Below are 17,586 nucleotides of genomic sequence, written 5' to 3' on the forward strand. Positions count from 1 at the left end.
GGCCACGGCCATCAGAATCGGTACTCCCCCAGCGCCACGATCCGGGTCTGCGCTCCTCGGGCTCCACCGTTGCGCCGGGTCGAGTCCAATTGCGGTCGCGCAGGCGTCGGATCAGGCGCGGAGATGTCGCCCTGGGGTGCCGTGATCGCCGCAACTTGCCGGTTCACCCCCACCCACGCATAGGTCACTTGTGTCTCGAATCCCGACAACCGAACCGTCGGTGAGCCTGAAGTGCCCCGGCCGCGGGACGGGATGTCGGACATCTCAGTGACTTTCAGTCCCCCTTCATCGGTCACCTTGGCCACCAGCGTGCCGAAGGCAATCGGCCCAGCCGCGAGCACCGTGGCCCCCGGCCGCAGCTTCATTCCCGTCACCCCGGCAGCGTTCGGCCCTCTCACGGTCACCGAATCTGCGGCGAATCGAAGCACATGGCCCGTCGAGGCGACCATCGCGACTTCCCCTCCGTCCGGTGCCCCGAAGCCAGCCACGACGCGGTCGCCTTCGTTCAGCGAGATCACCGTGTTTCCACTGCGAATCGAGCCGAGTACAGCGGCATCGAGGCGTTTGGCGATTCCCCCTCGGGTGATGATCGCGATCGGTCCGCTGACGTCGCCGAACAGTGCGACGGGTTGCTCGCCACGCGCCAAGGAGAACATCTCGCGAACGGGCGCTCCCCTGCTGCCGCGCAGCATCTCAGGCACCGCTCGCACCTCTGTGCGAAGCACACGACCACGGTCGGTGATGAGGTGCACCGCATCGAGATCCGATGCCGTCGCAGTGGCCACCAAGACGTCATGGCGGCCGGGCTTGGCGTTGAGGGGGTCCTCGGAGTGGCGGCGCCCCAGCAGACCCGATGTCGAAAGCGTGATCAGGCTGGTTCGTTCGGCAGTTTCGCGCTCTCCGTCGAATTCGAACGCGCCGCCGACATCTGTGTGCGGCGGTGGCGGGGCGAGCTCAACGAGGTCGTCACGGTGCCGGATCTCTGTGCGACGCGGGACCGCGAACTCCTCCACCAGCTCGTCGAGCTCGCGTTCGAGGATGGTTCGGCGTCGCGCGTCCGATTCGAGAATCCTGCGGTACCCGGCGATGGCGTCGCGCAACTCCCCCAATTCGTCCCGCAGGCGCTGGGTCTCGAGCGCGGTCAGCCGCCGCAACTGCATGTCGAGGATGTGATTGGCCTGGATCTCTGTCAGGTCGAGACGGGCCATCAACTCAGACCGTGCTGCAGCGACATCGGAAGCGGAGCGGATAATGGCGATGACCGTGTCGATGTTGTCGAGCGCGATGAGCAGACCAGCCACGATGTGCTCGCGTTCGAGTGCCCGGTCCAGCCGGTGCTGCGTCCGGCGGACGATCACATCGAGACGGTGCTCGATGTAGTGCTCGCACAGCGCCCCGAGACCGAGCTGGCGAGGCACGCCATTCACCAGCGCAACGTTGTTGATGCCGAAGGTGTCCTCGAGCGGCGTCAGCGCCCACAGCTGCGAGAGCACACCCTGGGCGTTGACGCCAGGCTTGCACTCGATGACGAGGCGAAGCCCGTGATTGCGGTCAGAGAGGTCGATCACCGCTGCAACGCCCTCAATCCGGCCGCCTGCGGCCAATTCCCGGACCTTGGCCTGCACACGCTCGGGACCCACCATGTAGGGCAGCTCGGTCACCACGATGCCGTCGCGCCGAGCCGTGATCGGCTCGATGTGGGCCTTTGCCCGGATCCGGATCGTGCCTCGGCCCGACTCATACGCCTCGGCGAGACCGTCGTCGACGATGACGGTGCCGCCCGACGGGAAGTCCGGTCCCCGAACCAGGCTCATCAGCTCTGCAGTTGTGGGCTTGGGCCGGCGTTGGCGCAGGACCAGCTTGATCGCCGACGCCACTTCGGCCAAGTTGTGCGGCGCCATGTTGGTGGCCATACCCACGGCGATGCCGCTGGCGCCGTTCACGAGCAGATTCGGCAGCAGCGCCGGCAAGCATGATGGTTCGGTGCGCTCGCCGTCAAAGTTCGACACGAGGTCGACCGTGTCTTCATCGATGCCGGCCACCATCGTCATTGCCACGGCGCTCAGGCGGGCCTCGGTATAGCGGTACGCAGCAGGCGGGTCGTCGAGGCTGCCGAAATTCCCTTTGGGGTCCACCAGTGGGGCGGAAATCGCGAAGGCCTGGCCCATGCGGACCATTGCCTCGTAGATGGCGCCGTCGCCGTGAGGGTGGTACTTGCCCATCACCTCCCCCACCACGCCGGCGGACTTGCGAAACGGCGTGCCGGGGCGCAAGCCCAGGTCGTCCATGACGTACAGGATCCGGCGCTGCACCGGCTTGAGACCGTCGCGGACGTCCGGAATCGCCCGGGCGGTGGTGACCGAGAGCGCATAGGGCATGAATGAGTCGCGCATCTCATCAGCGACATCCACGTCGTGGATCTCGCGGGCGATTGACGTTGGAGCAGTCGGACCGGCCATCAGCACCGATTCCTTTCTGTGGCTGGCCTTGCAGCGATCTGGGTGTTCCCGCGCGGCGAGCGCGCGACATCGCGGCCGAGGCGATCTGATTCGTCAGAGGGCCATATCGGCCGGCACTTCCGAGGGTACGACCCCTGTGAGTCCGCGCTGAGTCAATTACGCAGGATCGGCTCAGTCGAGGCCCGCCCCTGGGTCTCATTGCCGTTGGCGGGCCAGCAAGGACTACCCTCCGGCACGTGTCGGTGAGGCCTGCGGCGGGATTCGCTGCCCCCACGCAACGCTGCGTCGCCGGCACGCTGGCCGTGCCACCACCACAGCCGGTGCCCCCGCTGCGCGCAGCGCAGGCTGCCCGACGTGCGGAGCGACGATGAGCCGACGCATCGAGGTCGAACTGACGAGTCGGCGCGACGACGGTTCGTGGACATGGCGCGCTGCGGGAGCCAAGCAGCCCAAAGGAACCCTCGACGGCGATCTGGTGCCGGCGGGCATTGCTGCAGGCGATGTCGTCCGGGTCGATGCCGACTTCGAGATCGACGGGATCATCGTCACCGCGGTGCTGCCGGCCAAGACCCGAAGCGGCAAGCCGGAATCCGAGCGGATCGAGTTGCTCGGACCGCCCGAGAGGGGACGCGGCTCGGTCACGACATCGGGCGTTGGCGCACGCCGAGACGGCCGCAAACGCGATGGGGAGCGAACCGGTCGACGTGACGGCGATCGCGGACCTCGCTCACGGCGTAAGCCGCGCGGCGAGCGCTCGGATGGTGACGGCGCTCCCGAGGGAGCCACCACGAAACGCGGCAACGCGTCAAAGCAACGCCGCCAGCGTGACGGCGACAAACGAGCGGATCGAGTGGCTCGGACCGCAGGTCGCGCCAAGAGATCCGAGCGCTCCGCACCGAAGCCCGAAACCCCTGATCGCCCGCCTCGTCCAAAAGCCCGCAAACTGCGACCGGGCCGCAAGCATCGAGACGCGCTCATTGCCTCCCTGGCTGTCGAACAGCAGGTCGTAGCCGAACAAGTGTCTCGGGGAGGGCTCGCGGCTGTACGAACCGAGATCGATGCGCAGAATCAAAGAGCTGCGGCTGAAGGAAATCCAGAAGTCCCGGCCGAAGGATTGATCTCTTTGGCAGAATCCCTCGTCGGCCCGCTGCAGATTGCAGAGTGGCGCGACCGCGCTGACGCGGCAATCAGCCAGATCGAGAAGCTCGACCTGCGAGATCTTCGCTCTGTCCTCGTCGCCGCGGAGGATTTCGCCCGAGACGCCGAGGCTCGTGAACTAGCAGATCGAATTCGAGATGGCCTCAACGATCGGCTCGAGCGCGGTCAGCGTGAATGGCATGACGACCTGCGCTTGACGCTGACCGAAGGCCGCGTTGTGCGTGCACTGCGGCTGAGCTCTCGTCCGCCTAAGGCCGGTGCACCCTTGCCGCCCGAGATCGCACAGGAGCTCACGGCCCAGGCCAACGCCGCGCTCGGCTCTGGGGCCTCGCAGCACCGGATCGCCGTGGTCCTCGAGGCAGTTGCTTACTCACCTGTTCGGCCCTACGTCGTGCTCCCGAACATTCCCGACGAACCCGAAGCCGAGCTTCTCGAAGTCGTGCGCAAAGTCGCAGACCGGCTGCCCGAAGTCGCCACGGCGCTCGGGATCGACCCCACGGCTGCTCGTCGGGGTGGCCGGCCACGCCGCGGCTCCAAGAAACAGGCAGTCGCCGCTCGGTCCAAGAAGCAAGCAGTCGCCGCTCGGTCCAAGAAGGCCGATGCAGACCAACCCGAAGCCGACCAACCCGATGCAGACCAACCCGAAGCCGACCAATCCGAAGCCGACCAACCCGAAGCCGACCCAGAGCACGCCGAACGAGCAGCAACCGACGCCGCCGAACCTGCGAACGAGGCGGACGCAACAGAGACGTCTGCTGAGGAGACTCCCGACGCTGCCGACCAGCCCAAGGCCGACTTGGACGCCGCTGAGCCGGAGGCCGAGCCAGCTGCCGATCCTGCGCCCGAGACCGACACTGCCGAAACGTCGATCGACGACGCTTCACCAGAGTTGGGTGACACCCCGCCGGAGGGGTCGGACGACGGCTCAACCCCTGATGACGTGGCGGTCGAGGAAGTCGCGCATCCCGCCTGAGAGCGGGATCAAGCCGTGGCTGATCTCGTCAAAGCTGACGAAACGCGCATCTGCGGCGTCATCGCCGGCAATCGGCATCGCGTCAGGTTCGCAGCGAACGGCGTAGTCCAAGATCACGAAGTGATTCGTCGCGCTGACGTGCTCAGTGACACCGACAAGGTCACCGCACTCCACCGTCAGCCCCGTTTCTTCCGCCAGCTCTCGTTCCACGGCAGTGCGAAGGCGCTCCCCAGGCTCGACACGGCCCCCGGGAAACGCCCACATCCCAACTGCGGGCGGCCGGGCTCGCTCCACGAGCAGCACCGAGCGGCCCCGTACTGCGATGCCCCCGACGCAGATCTCTGGTCTTGGGCCCATCACTCCCCCGCTTTCGCGGGCGGTTCACCTTCCAGTTTTCGGTGCAACACGAGAAGACGGGCGGTGAACCCGAAGGTCTCGAAAAAGTTCTTTGTGGCTCGGTTTCCCGGCAACGCCAACGCATCGATGCCGACGCAACTGTGTTCGCCGCACCAGCCGAGAACTTCTGAAATCAGTGCCTCGCCGACTGCGACCTCTCGCGCACCCGGAGTCACGTACAAGTCAAGTACCCGACCGAGGAGCTCACCGGTTTGCAGCACTTCTATGGCGGCGGTGGCATAGCCAACCGCAGTGTCGTCGATCGTGCCAATCCAGAGTTGCTGATCCGGGTCGCTCAAGGCGGCCTCAAGACTCATCTCGAACGGGCGAGGACGCACTTCCCGGCGCGACCAGACCCAGCCGCCACGTGCATCGACTTGCTCGGCAACGGCATCCGCGGCAAGACCAGCGAGCGCTTCGAGATCTTCCCGAACGGCGAGGCGGGCTGCTATGTCCATGCTGCCGGGCTCATGTGGGCTGCCGGGCTCATGTGGCGGGGTCCATCAGGCGAGTTCTGCAGAGCGGCGGCGCACAGTGGCCTCTTCGGCGCCGAGACGCCCAAGCGCACCTTCAGACAGATCCACATGCGACAACATCGCGGCGACGGCGCGATGGCCTGCCACTTCGGAGATCTGGCGGTACATCTCGGTCACGATGCGTCGGTAGTCGGTGTGCCCCTGCGGCTGGGATCGCAACTCGATCAAGTGCATCGCCTCGCGCGCGTTGAACTGCATGCTGTAGCGCACCCGGTATGCCATGGCGACTGCGTAGGAAGCCTCCAGCGGTCCTGCTGCTTCGACGAGTGCGTTGTACAGCTCCGTCGACAGCTCCATGACCTCGTCGTAGGCCTCTCCCCCGCCGGCAGCATCGACGAGGCTGGGCACGGCGTATCCGTGACGAGGTCCGAGCGGCTGCCATTCGATCGTCAGCAGGCGATGCCGCTGCAGGTCACGGAAACTGCCGTAGTCGCCGAGCACGTCGAACCGGTAGTCGATTCGCTCGAGCGCTCGGCTGGGCCGGTGGCGGCGATTTGCGCGCTCACCGACGTAGCGCTGCACCAGTTCCAGGCGCTGGGCCTCGGTCATCTTCTTCACTCGGGCGGTGATCTGTGACTCGGGCAGGTCGGTGTAGGGGAACAGCATCGCCGCGAGCATCTTGTCTTCACCCGCAGGGTCCCAATCGGTCAGGACAACCTCGGGCACCGGCTCGGGCGTCTCATCGGCGAACAGCTCGGCGGCGAACTCGTCCATCGCGATGCGATTGGTTTCCAGGTAGTCCGACCACACGATCCCCCGGTCGGTCTGGTCGACACGGCGCAGGAAAGACGGGATGACCTTGCGAAGCTCCGTCAGCATCAGCTGGGCGTAGCTGCGAGCCTCGGGCAACGGATGGGCCCTCATCCGCAGCAGCAGCGCCTCGTAGGCCTGCCCGCTTCCGAAGATGCCGACATTGGACAAGCTGGCTGCGGGCAGCAGCCCGCGGGCCGCGTCGAAGGCCTGCGCGCGGATGGCCCGGCGGCGTGCCAGGTCACCGCCCTTGGCGGCGACAGATGACATGGTGCCGCCCGCACCTGCGACGCTGGGCACAGGATCGTGATGGTCGGTCAGCCATGCGGTCATCCGGCGGACCATGTCGCCGTAGGCGTCGAACATGCGGTCGACGTCGCCGATGAAACGGGTCCCGGCGGACGATGTCATGACGCCCGGTGGCCGGTGATACCGGTACCGACCTTGGACGCGCTCGTCGTAGGCGAGATAGCGAGTGGATTGCTCGAGGTACGACATCAGCCGTCCTCGTTCGAGAACCTTGGTGAGCAGGTTGGAAGCCTGCTCGCACGCAAGATGCACGGCTCCGAGTTGGGCCACCGAATCGTCGCCGTATTCCACGAACACGCGCTGGTAGAGCTGTTCGGCTCGAGCGACGCCGACGGTGGCGTCGATGGTTTCATCGCCGGAGATGTCGAGATCGTCGACGAATTCATCGAGGAGGAGCCGTCGCAGGGTCTTGTGCGTCCTCGAGTAGCGCGCGAACAGCGCCCCCTTCACCACTTCGGGAAGGTTGACGAGCGCGAAGACCGGTTGGCGCAGGTTGGTGACATAGCGCCGCAAGACGTCCTGCTCCTCCCGAGTGAAGGTCTCGGCGGTGTAGTGGATCACCAGCAGGTCCGGTCGCATGGATGCACTGGTGTGAGATGGTATGGCGCGCAGGACCGATGCCCGCGGATCAGAACACGATCACCGCAGCGTCAGGCTGGATCGAGACGGTCAACTCGCAGCATCTGCCCACTCGCTCACCGTCGAGCCACAGCCACAACGGCCGGTCGAACCGGAATTCCGTAGTCACCAGACGTCGCATGGTGATGGCCGGATGCGGCAGGTGGGCTCCCGATGGCAGGAGTCGCCGTGCCAGCACTCGTTGTGCCATGCCCAGCGCCGGCTGATCGATTCCCGTGGTGAGCACGTGCAGTCGCCCGTCGTTGGGATGGGCAGCGGGCGCGAGGCGATACTTTCCCGCAAGCTCGACGCTCATTGCCGCCATGGCGGGTCCGTGCCACCACGACTTGCGCGCTACGGCGTGAGCGCACGCCCAGTGGACCACCTCATCGGCAGCCACCTCGATGAGATCGATCGGTGCAGTCCGGGCGAACTGAGAACGCAGGCGCTCCGCTCCGCCCGCTGGTGCGCCCACCACCCGCCACAGGTCACCGCCGATCACGCCGATCGGCGACGGTGGGAGATTCGCTGCGCGCTGGCAGGCAATCAACCTGCGCAACTCTGCGTTGCTGCCAGCGATCGGTGCCCCCTCGGGCAGCATTGCGGCCGTTCCCCACGGCTGGTTGCGCTGAATCGTCATGGGAGCCTGCGAGTACGGATCACCGCAGGTGCTGAGACGAAACCCTCCCCCGATCCCACCGCAGCTGGCGTGCCCACGGGTTCGTCGGAGACCCGCGCCGCTGCTGCGACCACCCCGCGGTCGAGCGCCGAGCGTGCGTCAGCCGCTGTGCGCCGCGTGGCCCCGTTCGAAGCAACGTCTGCGATTCTGTCCACCAAGTCGATCAGTTGCCGCATCTGGCGAACGAAGTCGCCTCCAGCAGGTGCGTCGCCACCGGAGAGATCGCCCTGCCACAGCTCGATGTATGTCGCTCCGGCCGCCCAAGCATGTGCTGTTGCGAAGAACGAGGCCTCAGGTGGGCGAGAGGCCACCACGTTGTGCTGACGTTCGGCGTGATTGATCTGTGCCGCCAGCTCAATGATGTGCGCCGCCCGATCCCGACAATCTTTGTCCGGATACCGGGGGGCAGGCGGCGGCAGCCGGCTTCGGTGCTCGTAAGTCAGCACCGAGACCAGGCCGGCTAGGCGAGCCGGTGCCACACCGTCGAACACGCCCTCACGCAGACACAGCACGGTCAGCAAATCCGATTCATGGAAGACGGACTTCAAGCATTCGCCCGCCGGGGTGAGCGACCAGCCGTCCGCGCAGCCGAAGATGTTCAATATCTCGTTGATGGCATCGAGCTGCCGGGCCAGACCCCCCTTGGCGAGCTTGATCCGGTCCTTCAAGCGGCTGACCCGCGCTCCGATTCGTTCGGCTTGCCGCTCTGCGTCGACAAGCGCTCGGTCCAGGCGCCGGTCAGTGGGTTTGCCGCGTCGATGACGATGCCCGCCTTTGGACCCTCCGCGCTGCGGGGCGCGTGCCTGTGGGCGATCGCGGCCGCCGCCCATCGACCGCAGTCGTGCACGGGCTTCACGCAGTTCCCGGCGCTCGACTTCGAGCGCAGCGGTCCATTCGCCGACCCGCCGATCCGCCCGCCATTGGGCAAACGACCGCTGCAGCATCTCTACTGCCTCGTCGCGCGTTCGCTTGGCGATGAGGTTGGCAACCATGTTGTACGTCGGCCGGAACGAAGACTCAAGTTCGAAGTCGTTGCTCGCTGCCAGGCGAGCTGTGTCGCCGAACGTCGCGTGCGGGTGCCACAGCGTGTAGGCGTAGCCGACTTCGTCGATCCCGCGGCGACCTGCACGGCCGGTGAGCTGGGTGTACTCGCCCGGCGTCAATGAGGCGAAGCCCTCCCCACGGAAGCGGCTGAGCTGCTCGACCACCACGGATCGGGCTGGCATGTTCACGCCGACCGCCAGCGTCTCGGTCGCGAAGACCACCGCCAGCAGCCCGGCGGCGAAACAGTCTTCGATTGCCTCCTTGAACGCCGGCACAAGACCTGCGTGGTGGGCTGCGACGCCTGCGGTCAGACCCTCAAGCCACTCGTCGTAGCCGAGTGCGTCGAGGTCACCTGGTTCCAAGGAGGCGGTGTGGGCTGCAGCGATCTGGCGTACCCGGTACTGCTCGGAGGCATCCAAGAAGGCCGCTCCCTCTGCTGCGAGCATCCGGGCCGCATCGTCGCAACCTTGGCGGGAGAACACAAAGATGATTGCGGGCAGCCTTGCGGTGGAAGCAAGGTGTTCCACGATCTCGGTGCGTCGTGGTCTCGCCGGACGCACACCTGTCGCACGAGGGCGACGGTGGCCTCCCGAACGGGAACGGGCTCGCTCCAGCAACCGTTCGATCTCGGGATTGGGCTGACCGTCCCGCAGGGTGGGCAAGTCCACGAGACGCCGACTGTGCCGCTCGAAAAGCAAGTAGCGGTCTTCGAGGGGCACGGGCCGCTGCGTGCACACCACCGCCTCGCACCGGCCGGCAGTCGCCCCGATCCACGACGCCAGCTCGTGCGCGTTGCTGACCGTGGCCGACAGGCACACCAAGCGCATATGTGCAGGAGTGCTGATGATGACCTCCTCCCAGACAGCCCCCCGGTACGGATCCTGCAAGTAGTGCACTTCGTCGAGCACCGCTACGCCAAATTGGGCGACGTGCGGCGAGTCGGCGTAGATCATGTTGCGGAGCACCTCGGTGGTCATCACGACCACGTCGGCCTCGGGGCGGACCACGTTGTCACCAGTGAGCAGCCCGACACGCTCCGATCCCAACCATGAGCGCAGCTCGCGCAGCTTCTGGTTCGACAGGGCCTTGGTCGGCGTCGTGTAGGCCGCACGCTTTCCCGATTGCAGGGTCGCTGCGATCGCGTACTCGGCGACCAGCGTCTTGCCCGACGACGTCGGTGCGGCCACCAGCACCGAGTTGCCCCGGTCGAGCGCTTCGAATGCCTCGACCTGAAAGCCGTCCGGCGAGATTCCCCGCGCCGTCAACAGGTCGACAAGCGGCGGCTCTGGCTGGGTGGCTTCGGGACATCGCGCCGCTGGATCCGCTTGACCGTCCGTTGCGCTCACGGGGAGGAGTCCGTCACGCCGGCTGCGGGTGTCTGGGATTCCTGGGCTCGACGGCGACCGAATCGCCACCCCGCAGACCCGCCGCGGCGGCGCAAGATCAGAAGGCCAACCAGGATCGACAGCTCGTAGAACACGTACAGGGGCACAGACAGTGCAGCGAGTGACACAGGGTCGCCAGACGGCGTGATGATCGCCGCGCCGGCCACGATGCCGACGATGGCATAGCGGCGGGCCCGGTTCAGCTGCCGCGGCGTCACCATGCCGGCCATCTGGAGAAATATCAGCACGATCGGGAACTCGAAACCGATGCCGAAGGCCAGCATCATGAAGGTCACCAAGCCGAGGTACGAGCCAGGTCCGAGCAACGGGTCAACGGAGTCACCGCTGACGGAGATCAGGAAGTCCAGCGCCCGCTCGAAGGTGAAGTACGCCAGCAAGGCACCCACCGAAAAGAGCAGGAATCCCGCTATCACGAACGGCACCGCCCAGCGCTTCTCCCGGCGATCAAGTGCGGGCGTGATGAACCGCCACAGGTGCCACAGCAGCACCGGCATGGCCAACACCACACCGAGATATGCCGAGACCTTGATGCGGGTGCGAAAGCCCTCCAGCGGTGTCGTGATCACCAAGCTGCAGGGACGATCGATCTCCTGAGCCTCCAGCACATTGCAGTACGGCGGCAGGAAGATCTCGGTAAGCAGCCAGTCGTAGACGAAGAGCCCCACCACCATGCCCCCACCGACAGCCACGACGCCCCAGATGAGCCGGTTGCGCAGCTCCGCGACGTGATCCCAGAAACCCATCACGGCCGGCCGTGGCCGGCGCCGTGGCCAGAGCCTCACGCAGGGCCGTCGCTGGTCGAGCGATCCACCGCCGGATCGGCCTCGTCGGGCTGGGAGGACTCGCCCTCACCCTGCGCACCGGGAGCCTCGGGTGGGTCTGGGGGCGTCGGCGGATTGGGCGACGATGCAGGTTCCACCTTCGGTGGCGACAGCGTGGCGTCCATCTCCTGACGAACGGTCGTCGAGAAGTCCCGCACCTGCCGAAGGAAGCGGCCGATGCTGCGGATTGCGCCCGGCAAACGCGTGGGCCCCAGCACAATCAGGGCCACGAACGCGATGATCAGCACCTCGTTGGGCTGCAGGCTCACAGCTCGATGGTAGAACCCCGGCCCGGCGCGGCGGTTCTGCTTCGCTCCCGAGCACACAGGCGTTGGCGGTCCAGGCAGCAGCGTTTCAGAACGGCAGCATCCGGCGGGCCGCCCAGCGCACCACCATGCCGAGCGCGCGCTCGGCCGTGGCTTCGCGCACCGAGGGCAGGTCGAGGCTGTCGATGGCGGTTCGAGCACGAACGACGTCGGCGCGCACCGAAGCAGTCGCTTCGGCGATGGATGCCAGCCCCTCAGCTGTGGCTCGCAACTCGGCGGCCAACCGCCGGATCATGAGCGTGCTGACGACAACGAGTACGCCGAATGCGACAATCGGCAGCAGCCAGATCGTCCCCATGAAGTGAACCCTACGGCGCGACAGACGACGGAAATGCCCGTCATAAACCGCAGTACATCGGCCACATCTGGTGAATTCCGCGGTACGCGGTATCCAAATTGGCACGATAGAGCCGTGCCCCCGCAGCCTCTGCCGTCATTGCGCACGCCACCGATCACATTCGCGCATCGGGGCGGTCGTGCTCATGGCCCCGACAACGCGCTTGAGACGTTCGCCTTGGCCTTGGACTTGGGAGCAACGGGCCTCGAGACCGACGTCTGGCTGAGCCGGGATGGCCATCCGATGCTGGACCACGACGGCGTTGTCTGGCACCGGGGCGTTCGCCGTCCCTTCAGTTCATTCACCCGTGAACGCATCGGTCCCGACATCGGAACGCTCGCAGACATGTACCAGTCATGCGGCACCGACTTCGAGCTCTCGGTTGACTTGAAAGACCCTGCGGCGGCTGACGCAGTCATCGAGGCCGCCCGATCCGCCGGGGCAGAAGACCGCCTGTGGCTGTGCCACGCGGACTGGGGGCTGCTTGGCGAGTTGCGCAGTCGCACCACTGCACACATTGTCGACTCGACCCGAATACGACGAATGAAGGAAGGTCCGGAGCGCCGAGCGGCGGCGATGGCCAACAGCGGCATAGACGCCATCAACCTCCCCGCCAAGGACTGGACCGGAGGACTCGCAGCACTCTTCCACCGCTTCGAACGCCTTTGCTTCGGATGGGATGTCCAGCACATCCGTTTGGCCGCAGCACTGCGCGACATGGGCCTCGACGGCCTGTACGGCGACCACGTCGACCGGCTGCTCGCCGGTGTCACCTCACCGAGCGAACCAGTCGAACCGGCACCGGACGGCGACATCTGCGAGGCACAACCCGCCTGATCAGCGGCGCTGCCGGACCGGCCCCCCTCAACCCTGCACGGATGGCTCTAAAGACCACCGAGCCGAGTGGGTGGCCAGAAACGCGCGAACGCCCGCCCGACGATGTCGTTCTCGGAGATCGGTCCGAAGAAGCGACTGTCCTGGCTCGAGAGCCGGTTGTCACCCATGACGAACACGTACCCGGCCGGAATCAGTCGCTGCGTGAAGCTGCTCGTGTACGTATCGGCCGGGAGGTAGTCCTCTGGCATCGGAACGCCGTCAACGATGAGCTGTCCGCCTTCGGCCTCGACCGTCTGACCGCCGATGGCGACGACTCGCTTGACGAGCTCAGAGGTCTGCGGATGTCGCATCGCTTGGGGAGTCCGGAACACCACGATGTCGCCCGGGTCGGGTTCGCCGATGCGGTAGCTGAGCTTGGACACCATCAGCCGATCACCGATCTCCAGCACCGGTTCCATCGATTCGGACGGGATGTAGAACGCCGCAATGAGAAACGTTCGCATCAGCAATGCGAGCGCCACCGCGGCCAGCAGGACCCACGCCCACGACAACAGGTTGCGTGTACGTCGGCTCATGGCCCGCGCGATACGCGGTTGGCGACCTCGTGGCCTCAGGCCGTCAGCCGGGTCGCAATCGTCGGGTTCGCCCGCAACGCTCATGGTGACGTCGCCAACCAGGCTGCCGCTGCGCCCAGCCACTCGCACGCTTGCTGATCGCGTTCCAGCGGGCGACCCATGGAGGTGACGCTCAGCCCGCTGCGGGCGAGTGCTTCACCGACCGCGGCCGGCTCCGTGTCGATCGCCCGTTTTCCCAAAGTCTCAACCCATGCGGCGTCACGTTTCGCACAGCGCGCCGGAACCGGCACGACGGTGCGTTCGGGGGCCAGCGCGGCCATGGCGCGGGCGTGATGGCTGACACCTCGGTGTCGTTCTCGCTCATCGTCCGACGATGCGCGCACTGCCAGCGCGGTCGCTGCACCGAGACCATCCAGCACGGCGGCGTGGCCGACGAGATCCAGCGCCGAGAAGCCCAGAGGGCTCGCGGTGCCGAGGTGTCCGGGCCCAGGCGCGACGACGACACGGTCGATGTTCTGGCACGCCAATGCTGCGACTCCGGAGGCGACGGTGACCGACTCGATCGGCGCACCGAAGGCCTGCCCGGCGCTCACAGCCGTCGCGATCGTGCCCCGCTCAAGGCTCATGGCCGCAAGATCGCTCAGAACGAACGGAAGCGCCCCGCCGTCGGTCATGACATAGCCCGGTGCAACGCCGACGGCATCGCGCACCGTAGCGGCCAGCGCCAGTGCGTGGCTGTGCAGCACGCACAGCACGACCCGGACGCCAGCCAGAGACGGCAGCACGGACACGTCAAGGTGATCGGAACCAGTGCCCGCAGCCTCCTCGAACGCATCGACCGGCAACTGCTCGGAGAGATATCGGGCCTTCATGACCCGTCCCGGGACGTCAACACCCCCATAGGGCGCGCTCAGATTCGTGTGGACGACATGCGCCCCCCCGCTGCCGAGGTCCAACTCCAGCGCCGAGGTATTCACGAGCAATTCATCGCCGACCCCCACCGGGCCGCACAGATCAGTGAGGGCATACGCCTCGCTGCCGTCGGACAGGGTCATTCGCGCCAGCCCGGGCCTCACGTCACGCACCTCGGTGGCTCGCAGACGCGCAAAGCGCGGCATCAGCCGCCCTCAGCCAGCTGCGTGTCGGCGCGGGACTGCGTTGCAGCGCGGATTCTGGCGGGCGACAACGCTCATCACAGCGATTCGATCAGCTTGTCGACGCGTTCGTCGTGGGAACGGAACGGGTCTTTGCACAAGACGGTTCGCTGAGCTTGGTCGTTGAGCTTCAGGTGCACCCAGTCGACGGTGTAGTCCCGGCGACGGGCCTTGGCCTCGCGGACGAACGCCCCCCGCAGGCGCGCCCTGGTCGTCTGCGGGGCCTCCTCAGTGGCTCGGCGGACGTCGACGTCATCGAGAATTCGCTCGATGAGTCCCCGTCGCTGCATCAGATAGAAGACGCCGCGCGTCGAATGGACATGGTGGTACTGCAGGTCCAGCAGTGCGATGTGGGGGTCGTCGAAGCCAACTTCGTTACGGTCGGCGTAGCTGGTGAGCAGTTTGTGCTTGATGACCCAGTCCACCTCGCGGTCGAGCAACAGCGGATCGTCACCGATCACCGTCATGGCGTGCTCCCACATGCCCAACGCTCGCGATTCTTCTGCAGTGAGGTCGTTCGTCTCGGCAAAACGCAGTGCCCGCTCGAGATATTCCGATTGGATGTCGAAGGCGCTCACTTCACGCCCGTTGGAGAGGCGCACCTTGCGACGGCAGGTGATGTCGTGGCTGATCTCGCGGATCGCACGGATCGGGTTCTCGAGCGTCATGTCCCGCAGCACTACCGCGGGATCTTCGAGCATACGCAGCATCAGCGCAGCGGCACCGATCTTGAGGAATGACGTGTATTCGCTCATGTTCGAATCGCCGACAATGACATGCAAGCGTCGAAAGCGCTCGGCATCGGCGTGCGGCTCGTCACGGGTGTTGATGATCGGGCGGCTGCGCGTAGTCGCGCTCGACACGCTCTCCCAGATGTGCTCGGCGCGCTGGGTTAGGCAATACCGCGCACCTTTCGCGGTGTTGAGCACCTTGCCCGCACCTGCGTAGATCTGGCGGGTCACGAGGAACGGAATCAGCACCTCGGCGTAATTTGAGAAGTCATCGGCGCGGCTGGTCAGGTAGTTCTCGTGGCACCCGTAACTGTTCCCGGCCGAGTCGGTGTTGTTCTTGAACAGGAAAATCGTGCCGTTGAAGGCTTCCTCGGCCAGCCGCTCGGTCGCGCTGGCGACGAGCTGTTCGAGGATACGTTCGCCAGCGCGGTCGTGGCACACCACGTCATAGATGGAGTCGCACTCGGGTGTGGCGTACTCGGGATGGCTGCCCACGTCGAGGTAGAGGCGCGCCCCGTTCGCAAGGAACACATTGCTGGATCGCCCCCACGAGACCACCCTGCGAAACAGGTAGCGCGCTACCTCGTCGGGGCTCAGGCGGCGCTGGCCTCGCAGCGTACACGTGACCCCGTACTCGTTCTCGAGACCCATGATGCGCCGCTGCACGGCGCTCACCGTAGTTCCGATCTAGGAATCTTCCTGCTCAGAATCGTCCTGGGGCTGTTCTGCATCGTCGCCGAGGGCAACTTCCACCTCGGCATCGTCCAGACGCCGGAAGCAACGCCGGCGGTGGGTGCCATCCGGCACGATCGCTTCGAGCAGTGCCACCTCGAGATCCGCCGCAAGGATCTCGCGTTCAGAACCTGCTAGCGCTCCCCGAGCCAACCGGATGGCGCCATCAGCATCGAGTTCGCGGTCATAGCCCTCCGCGACACGCTCGCGAACTGCATCGGCTTCGCCGCCGATGCAGCAATAGGCCTCCTCGTCCATGACGGTCCCGTCGTACTGGATCCGGTAGAGCTGGTTGGCCTCGTCGCCGATCCCCACTTCGACCACCACGATCTCAACTTCAAGCGGCTTGAGCTCGTGAGTGAAGAACTGCCCCAGCATCTGCGCGTACTGGTTGGCGAGACTGCGGGCCTCGACGTCCAAACGCGAGTACTGGTAGCCCTTCAGTTCGGCGTGGCGAACTCCCGCAACGCGTAGCTGGTCGAACTCGATGTACCGGCCCACACCGCCGAATGCGATCCGATCGTAAATCTCAGACACCTTGCGAAGCGTCGCGCTGGCGTTCTCGGCCACCAGCGCAATGCCAGCGTCGTATTCCATAGTCACCAGCGAGCGACCCCGGGCGATGCCCTTGCGGGCATAATCCGCCCGATCCTGCATGAGCTGTTCGGGACTGACGTACAGCCCGGGCATGCTCATCGCGGTGCCTCGCCTGGATTGGCGTTTGCCGCTCCCCCGCTCACGCCACCAGCGAGATCAGCTTGCAGTTCTGCGAAAACCGCCCCGGAGTCGGCATCGCTCAGCTCGCGGAAACCACTGGCATCGATTGCAGCAAGCACCGGGTAGATGCCGCGCACCGGATCAGGCCCTCCGGTGGCGCTGTCGGAATCAGCCGCATGCCACAAGGCCTGAACGCTCAGCGCCAGTGCATCGGGCTCGCTCAGGTCGTCACGGAAGCCGAGCTTCAGCACGGTCCCCGCGTGCAGGCTTCCCGAGCCGGCCGTGGCGTAGTCCTGTTCCTCGTAGCGGCCTCCGGTCACGTCGTACTGGAACAGCCTGCCGCGCCCGTCGCTGGGGTCGTAGCCGGCGAAGATCGGCACCACTGGGAGGCCGCGCATCGCTTGGGGCAGGTGCGCCCGGAGCATCTCGGCCAGCTGGTTCGCCTTGCCTTCCAGACTCAGCGGCTTGCCTTCGATCTTCTCGTAGTACTCCAGCTGCAGCTGGAAGATGCGAACCATCTGAACTGCGGGGCCCGCCGCTCCAGCAATGGCAACCGCCGAATAGGAATCAGCGGGAAACACCTTGCGCATGTCGCGATGGCTGATGAGATGACCGCTGGTGGCGCGCCGGTCGCCTGCTACCACCACGCCCTCGGCGCTGCGCACTGCGAGCACGGTGGTGGCGTGGGAGCTCTCGAACGACCCGAAGCCGCCCTCAGCGGCAGAGACCGGTGCGAACCCGGCGAACGGTTCGCTGCCGGTGCGTCGCAGCAGTTCGAGGAAGCTCGCCCCTGGATCGTCTCCTGGAGCGAAGAACGGCATGGGGGTCACTCGCCGCCCTTCTGCACGTAGTTCTTCACGAATTCCTCGGCGTTGGTCTCGAGCACGTCGTCGATCTCGTCGAGCAGGTCGTCGAGCTCCGCCTTCAGCTCGGTCGCCCCTTGTGCCGATGCGCCCTCGGGCGCGGTGCCTTCAGTCTCCCTTGGAGACGATCGTCGCATCTGGGAGCGTTCTGCCATTTCGGGCCTC

The 17,586-nt window shown here is 66.0% G+C and carries 17 protein-coding genes; 2 read left to right on the forward strand and 15 right to left on the reverse strand.

The genetic code is table 11. The features are described from left to right. Positions 1-11: 11 nt before the first annotated feature. Entirely contained in the window at positions 12-2,459 is a 2,448-nt protein-coding gene (locus tag ACOOHB_RS05225) for a DNA gyrase/topoisomerase IV subunit A (protein ID WP_420443750.1), read from the reverse strand. 367 nt (positions 2,460-2,826) lie between these two features. Here ACOOHB_RS05225 and ACOOHB_RS05230 point away from each other — a divergent pair, with 367 nt between their 5' ends. Further along, positions 2,827-4,590 (forward strand): hypothetical protein, encoded by a 1,764-nt coding sequence (locus ACOOHB_RS05230; protein WP_420443751.1) that lies wholly within the window; start codon positions 2,827-2,829, stop codon positions 4,588-4,590. On the opposite strand, the gene ACOOHB_RS05235 is transcribed toward ACOOHB_RS05230, so the two are convergent. The 8 genes from ACOOHB_RS05235 to ACOOHB_RS05270 all read right to left on the reverse strand — a co-directional run bounded on the left by ACOOHB_RS05235 (position 4,543) and on the right by ACOOHB_RS05270 (position 11,773). Continuing rightward, a complete protein-coding gene (locus ACOOHB_RS05235) occupies positions 4,543-4,947 on the reverse strand; it encodes an NUDIX hydrolase (protein ID WP_420443752.1) in 405 nt (134 codons plus the stop codon). The two genes, ACOOHB_RS05230 and ACOOHB_RS05235, sit on opposite strands and share 48 nt — an antisense overlap. Beyond that, a complete protein-coding gene (locus ACOOHB_RS05240) occupies positions 4,947-5,444 on the reverse strand; it encodes a GNAT family N-acetyltransferase (RefSeq protein ID WP_420443753.1) in 498 nt (165 codons plus the stop codon). Before ACOOHB_RS05240 ends, ACOOHB_RS05235 begins: the two co-directional genes overlap by 1 nt. 45 nt (positions 5,445-5,489) lie before the next feature. Then, complete coding sequence (locus tag ACOOHB_RS05245; protein ID WP_420443754.1) at positions 5,490-7,160, reverse strand: FAD-dependent thymidylate synthase; 1,671 nt, start codon at positions 7,158-7,160, stop codon at positions 5,490-5,492. 49 nt (positions 7,161-7,209) lie between these two features. After that, positions 7,210-7,839 carry a hypothetical protein gene (locus tag ACOOHB_RS05250; protein WP_420443755.1) on the reverse strand — a complete coding sequence of 210 codons (630 nt, stop codon included), beginning with the start codon at positions 7,837-7,839 and terminating at the stop codon, positions 7,210-7,212. Continuing rightward, positions 7,836-10,268, reverse strand: a complete 2,433-nt coding sequence (locus ACOOHB_RS05255; protein WP_420443756.1) for a DEAD/DEAH box helicase — start codon at positions 10,266-10,268, stop codon at positions 7,836-7,838. Before ACOOHB_RS05255 ends, ACOOHB_RS05250 begins: the two co-directional genes overlap by 4 nt. Then, complete coding sequence (tatC, locus tag ACOOHB_RS05260) at positions 10,265-11,071, reverse strand: twin-arginine translocase subunit TatC (protein ID WP_420443757.1); 807 nt, start codon at positions 11,069-11,071, stop codon at positions 10,265-10,267. Before tatC ends, ACOOHB_RS05255 begins: the two co-directional genes overlap by 4 nt. A 35-nt stretch (positions 11,072-11,106) precedes the next feature. Then, the gene (locus tag ACOOHB_RS05265; RefSeq protein WP_420443758.1) at positions 11,107-11,418 is read right to left on the reverse strand and encodes a twin-arginine translocase TatA/TatE family subunit; all 312 of its coding nucleotides are present in this window, start codon (positions 11,416-11,418) and stop codon (positions 11,107-11,109) included. A gap of 85 nt (positions 11,419-11,503) precedes the next feature. Next, entirely contained in the window at positions 11,504-11,773 is a 270-nt protein-coding gene (locus ACOOHB_RS05270; protein WP_420443759.1) for a hypothetical protein, read from the reverse strand. A gap of 114 nt (positions 11,774-11,887) precedes the next feature. Here ACOOHB_RS05270 and ACOOHB_RS05275 point away from each other — a divergent pair, with 114 nt between their 5' ends. Next, a complete protein-coding gene (locus ACOOHB_RS05275; protein ID WP_420443760.1) occupies positions 11,888-12,649 on the forward strand; it encodes a glycerophosphodiester phosphodiesterase in 762 nt (253 codons plus the stop codon). A 47-nt stretch (positions 12,650-12,696) separates the two neighbouring features. Here ACOOHB_RS05275 and lepB read toward each other — a convergent pair whose 3' ends face one another. From lepB to ACOOHB_RS05305, 6 genes are all read right to left on the reverse strand, one after another. After that, positions 12,697-13,224 (reverse strand): signal peptidase I, encoded by a 528-nt coding sequence (gene lepB, locus ACOOHB_RS05280; RefSeq protein ID WP_420443761.1) that lies wholly within the window; start codon positions 13,222-13,224, stop codon positions 12,697-12,699. Between the two features lie 80 nt (positions 13,225-13,304). Further along, a complete protein-coding gene (locus tag ACOOHB_RS05285; protein ID WP_420443762.1) occupies positions 13,305-14,342 on the reverse strand; it encodes a DUF3866 family protein in 1,038 nt (345 codons plus the stop codon). Positions 14,343-14,416: 74 nt separating this feature from the next. Then, a complete protein-coding gene (gene pafA / locus ACOOHB_RS05290; RefSeq protein ID WP_420443763.1) occupies positions 14,417-15,775 on the reverse strand; it encodes a Pup--protein ligase in 1,359 nt (452 codons plus the stop codon). A 21-nt stretch (positions 15,776-15,796) separates the two neighbouring features. Continuing rightward, positions 15,797-16,537 (reverse strand): proteasome subunit alpha, encoded by a 741-nt coding sequence (prcA, locus tag ACOOHB_RS05295; RefSeq protein ID WP_420443764.1) that lies wholly within the window; start codon positions 16,535-16,537, stop codon positions 15,797-15,799. Then, a complete protein-coding gene (gene prcB / locus ACOOHB_RS05300; protein WP_420444665.1) occupies positions 16,534-17,379 on the reverse strand; it encodes a proteasome subunit beta in 846 nt (281 codons plus the stop codon). The genes prcA and prcB overlap by 4 nt, the downstream gene beginning before the upstream one ends. Before the next feature lie 5 nt (positions 17,380-17,384). Beyond that, entirely contained in the window at positions 17,385-17,576 is a 192-nt protein-coding gene (locus tag ACOOHB_RS05305) for a ubiquitin-like protein Pup (RefSeq protein ID WP_420443765.1), read from the reverse strand. Positions 17,577-17,586: the final 10 nt, after the last annotated feature.

The sequence above is a fragment of the Candidatus Poriferisodalis sp. genome (assembly GCF_965215815.1).
In the GTDB taxonomy this organism is placed as follows: domain Bacteria; phylum Actinomycetota; class Acidimicrobiia; order Acidimicrobiales; family Poriferisodalaceae; genus Poriferisodalis.

What these genes read in the sequence shown, in the direction of transcription:
- ACOOHB_RS05225 (WP_420443750.1), bottom strand. Translation starts at nt 2,459, where the DNA reads ATGGCCGGTCCGACTGCTCCAACGTCAATCGCCCGCGAGATCCACGAC.
- ACOOHB_RS05230 (WP_420443751.1), top strand. Translation starts at nt 2,827, where the DNA reads ATGAGCCGACGCATCGAGGTCGAACTGACGAGTCGGCGCGACGACGGT.
- ACOOHB_RS05235 (WP_420443752.1), bottom strand. Translation starts at nt 4,947, where the DNA reads ATGGGCCCAAGACCAGAGATCTGCGTCGGGGGCATCGCAGTACGGGGC.
- ACOOHB_RS05240 (WP_420443753.1), bottom strand. Translation starts at nt 5,444, where the DNA reads ATGGACATAGCAGCCCGCCTCGCCGTTCGGGAAGATCTCGAAGCGCTC.
- ACOOHB_RS05245 (WP_420443754.1), bottom strand. Translation starts at nt 7,160, where the DNA reads ATGCGACCGGACCTGCTGGTGATCCACTACACCGCCGAGACCTTCACT.
- ACOOHB_RS05250 (WP_420443755.1), bottom strand. Translation starts at nt 7,839, where the DNA reads ATGACGATTCAGCGCAACCAGCCGTGGGGAACGGCCGCAATGCTGCCC.
- tatC (WP_420443757.1), bottom strand. Translation starts at nt 11,071, where the DNA reads ATGGGTTTCTGGGATCACGTCGCGGAGCTGCGCAACCGGCTCATCTGG.
- ACOOHB_RS05270 (WP_420443759.1), bottom strand. Translation starts at nt 11,773, where the DNA reads ATGGGGACGATCTGGCTGCTGCCGATTGTCGCATTCGGCGTACTCGTT.
- lepB (WP_420443761.1), bottom strand. Translation starts at nt 13,224, where the DNA reads ATGAGCCGACGTACACGCAACCTGTTGTCGTGGGCGTGGGTCCTGCTG.
- ACOOHB_RS05285 (WP_420443762.1), bottom strand. Translation starts at nt 14,342, where the DNA reads ATGCCGCGCTTTGCGCGTCTGCGAGCCACCGAGGTGCGTGACGTGAGG.
- prcA (WP_420443764.1), bottom strand. Translation starts at nt 16,537, where the DNA reads ATGAGCATGCCCGGGCTGTACGTCAGTCCCGAACAGCTCATGCAGGAT.
- prcB (WP_420444665.1), bottom strand. Translation starts at nt 17,379, where the DNA reads ATGCCGTTCTTCGCTCCAGGAGACGATCCAGGGGCGAGCTTCCTCGAA.
- ACOOHB_RS05305 (WP_420443765.1), bottom strand. Translation starts at nt 17,576, where the DNA reads ATGGCAGAACGCTCCCAGATGCGACGATCGTCTCCAAGGGAGACTGAA.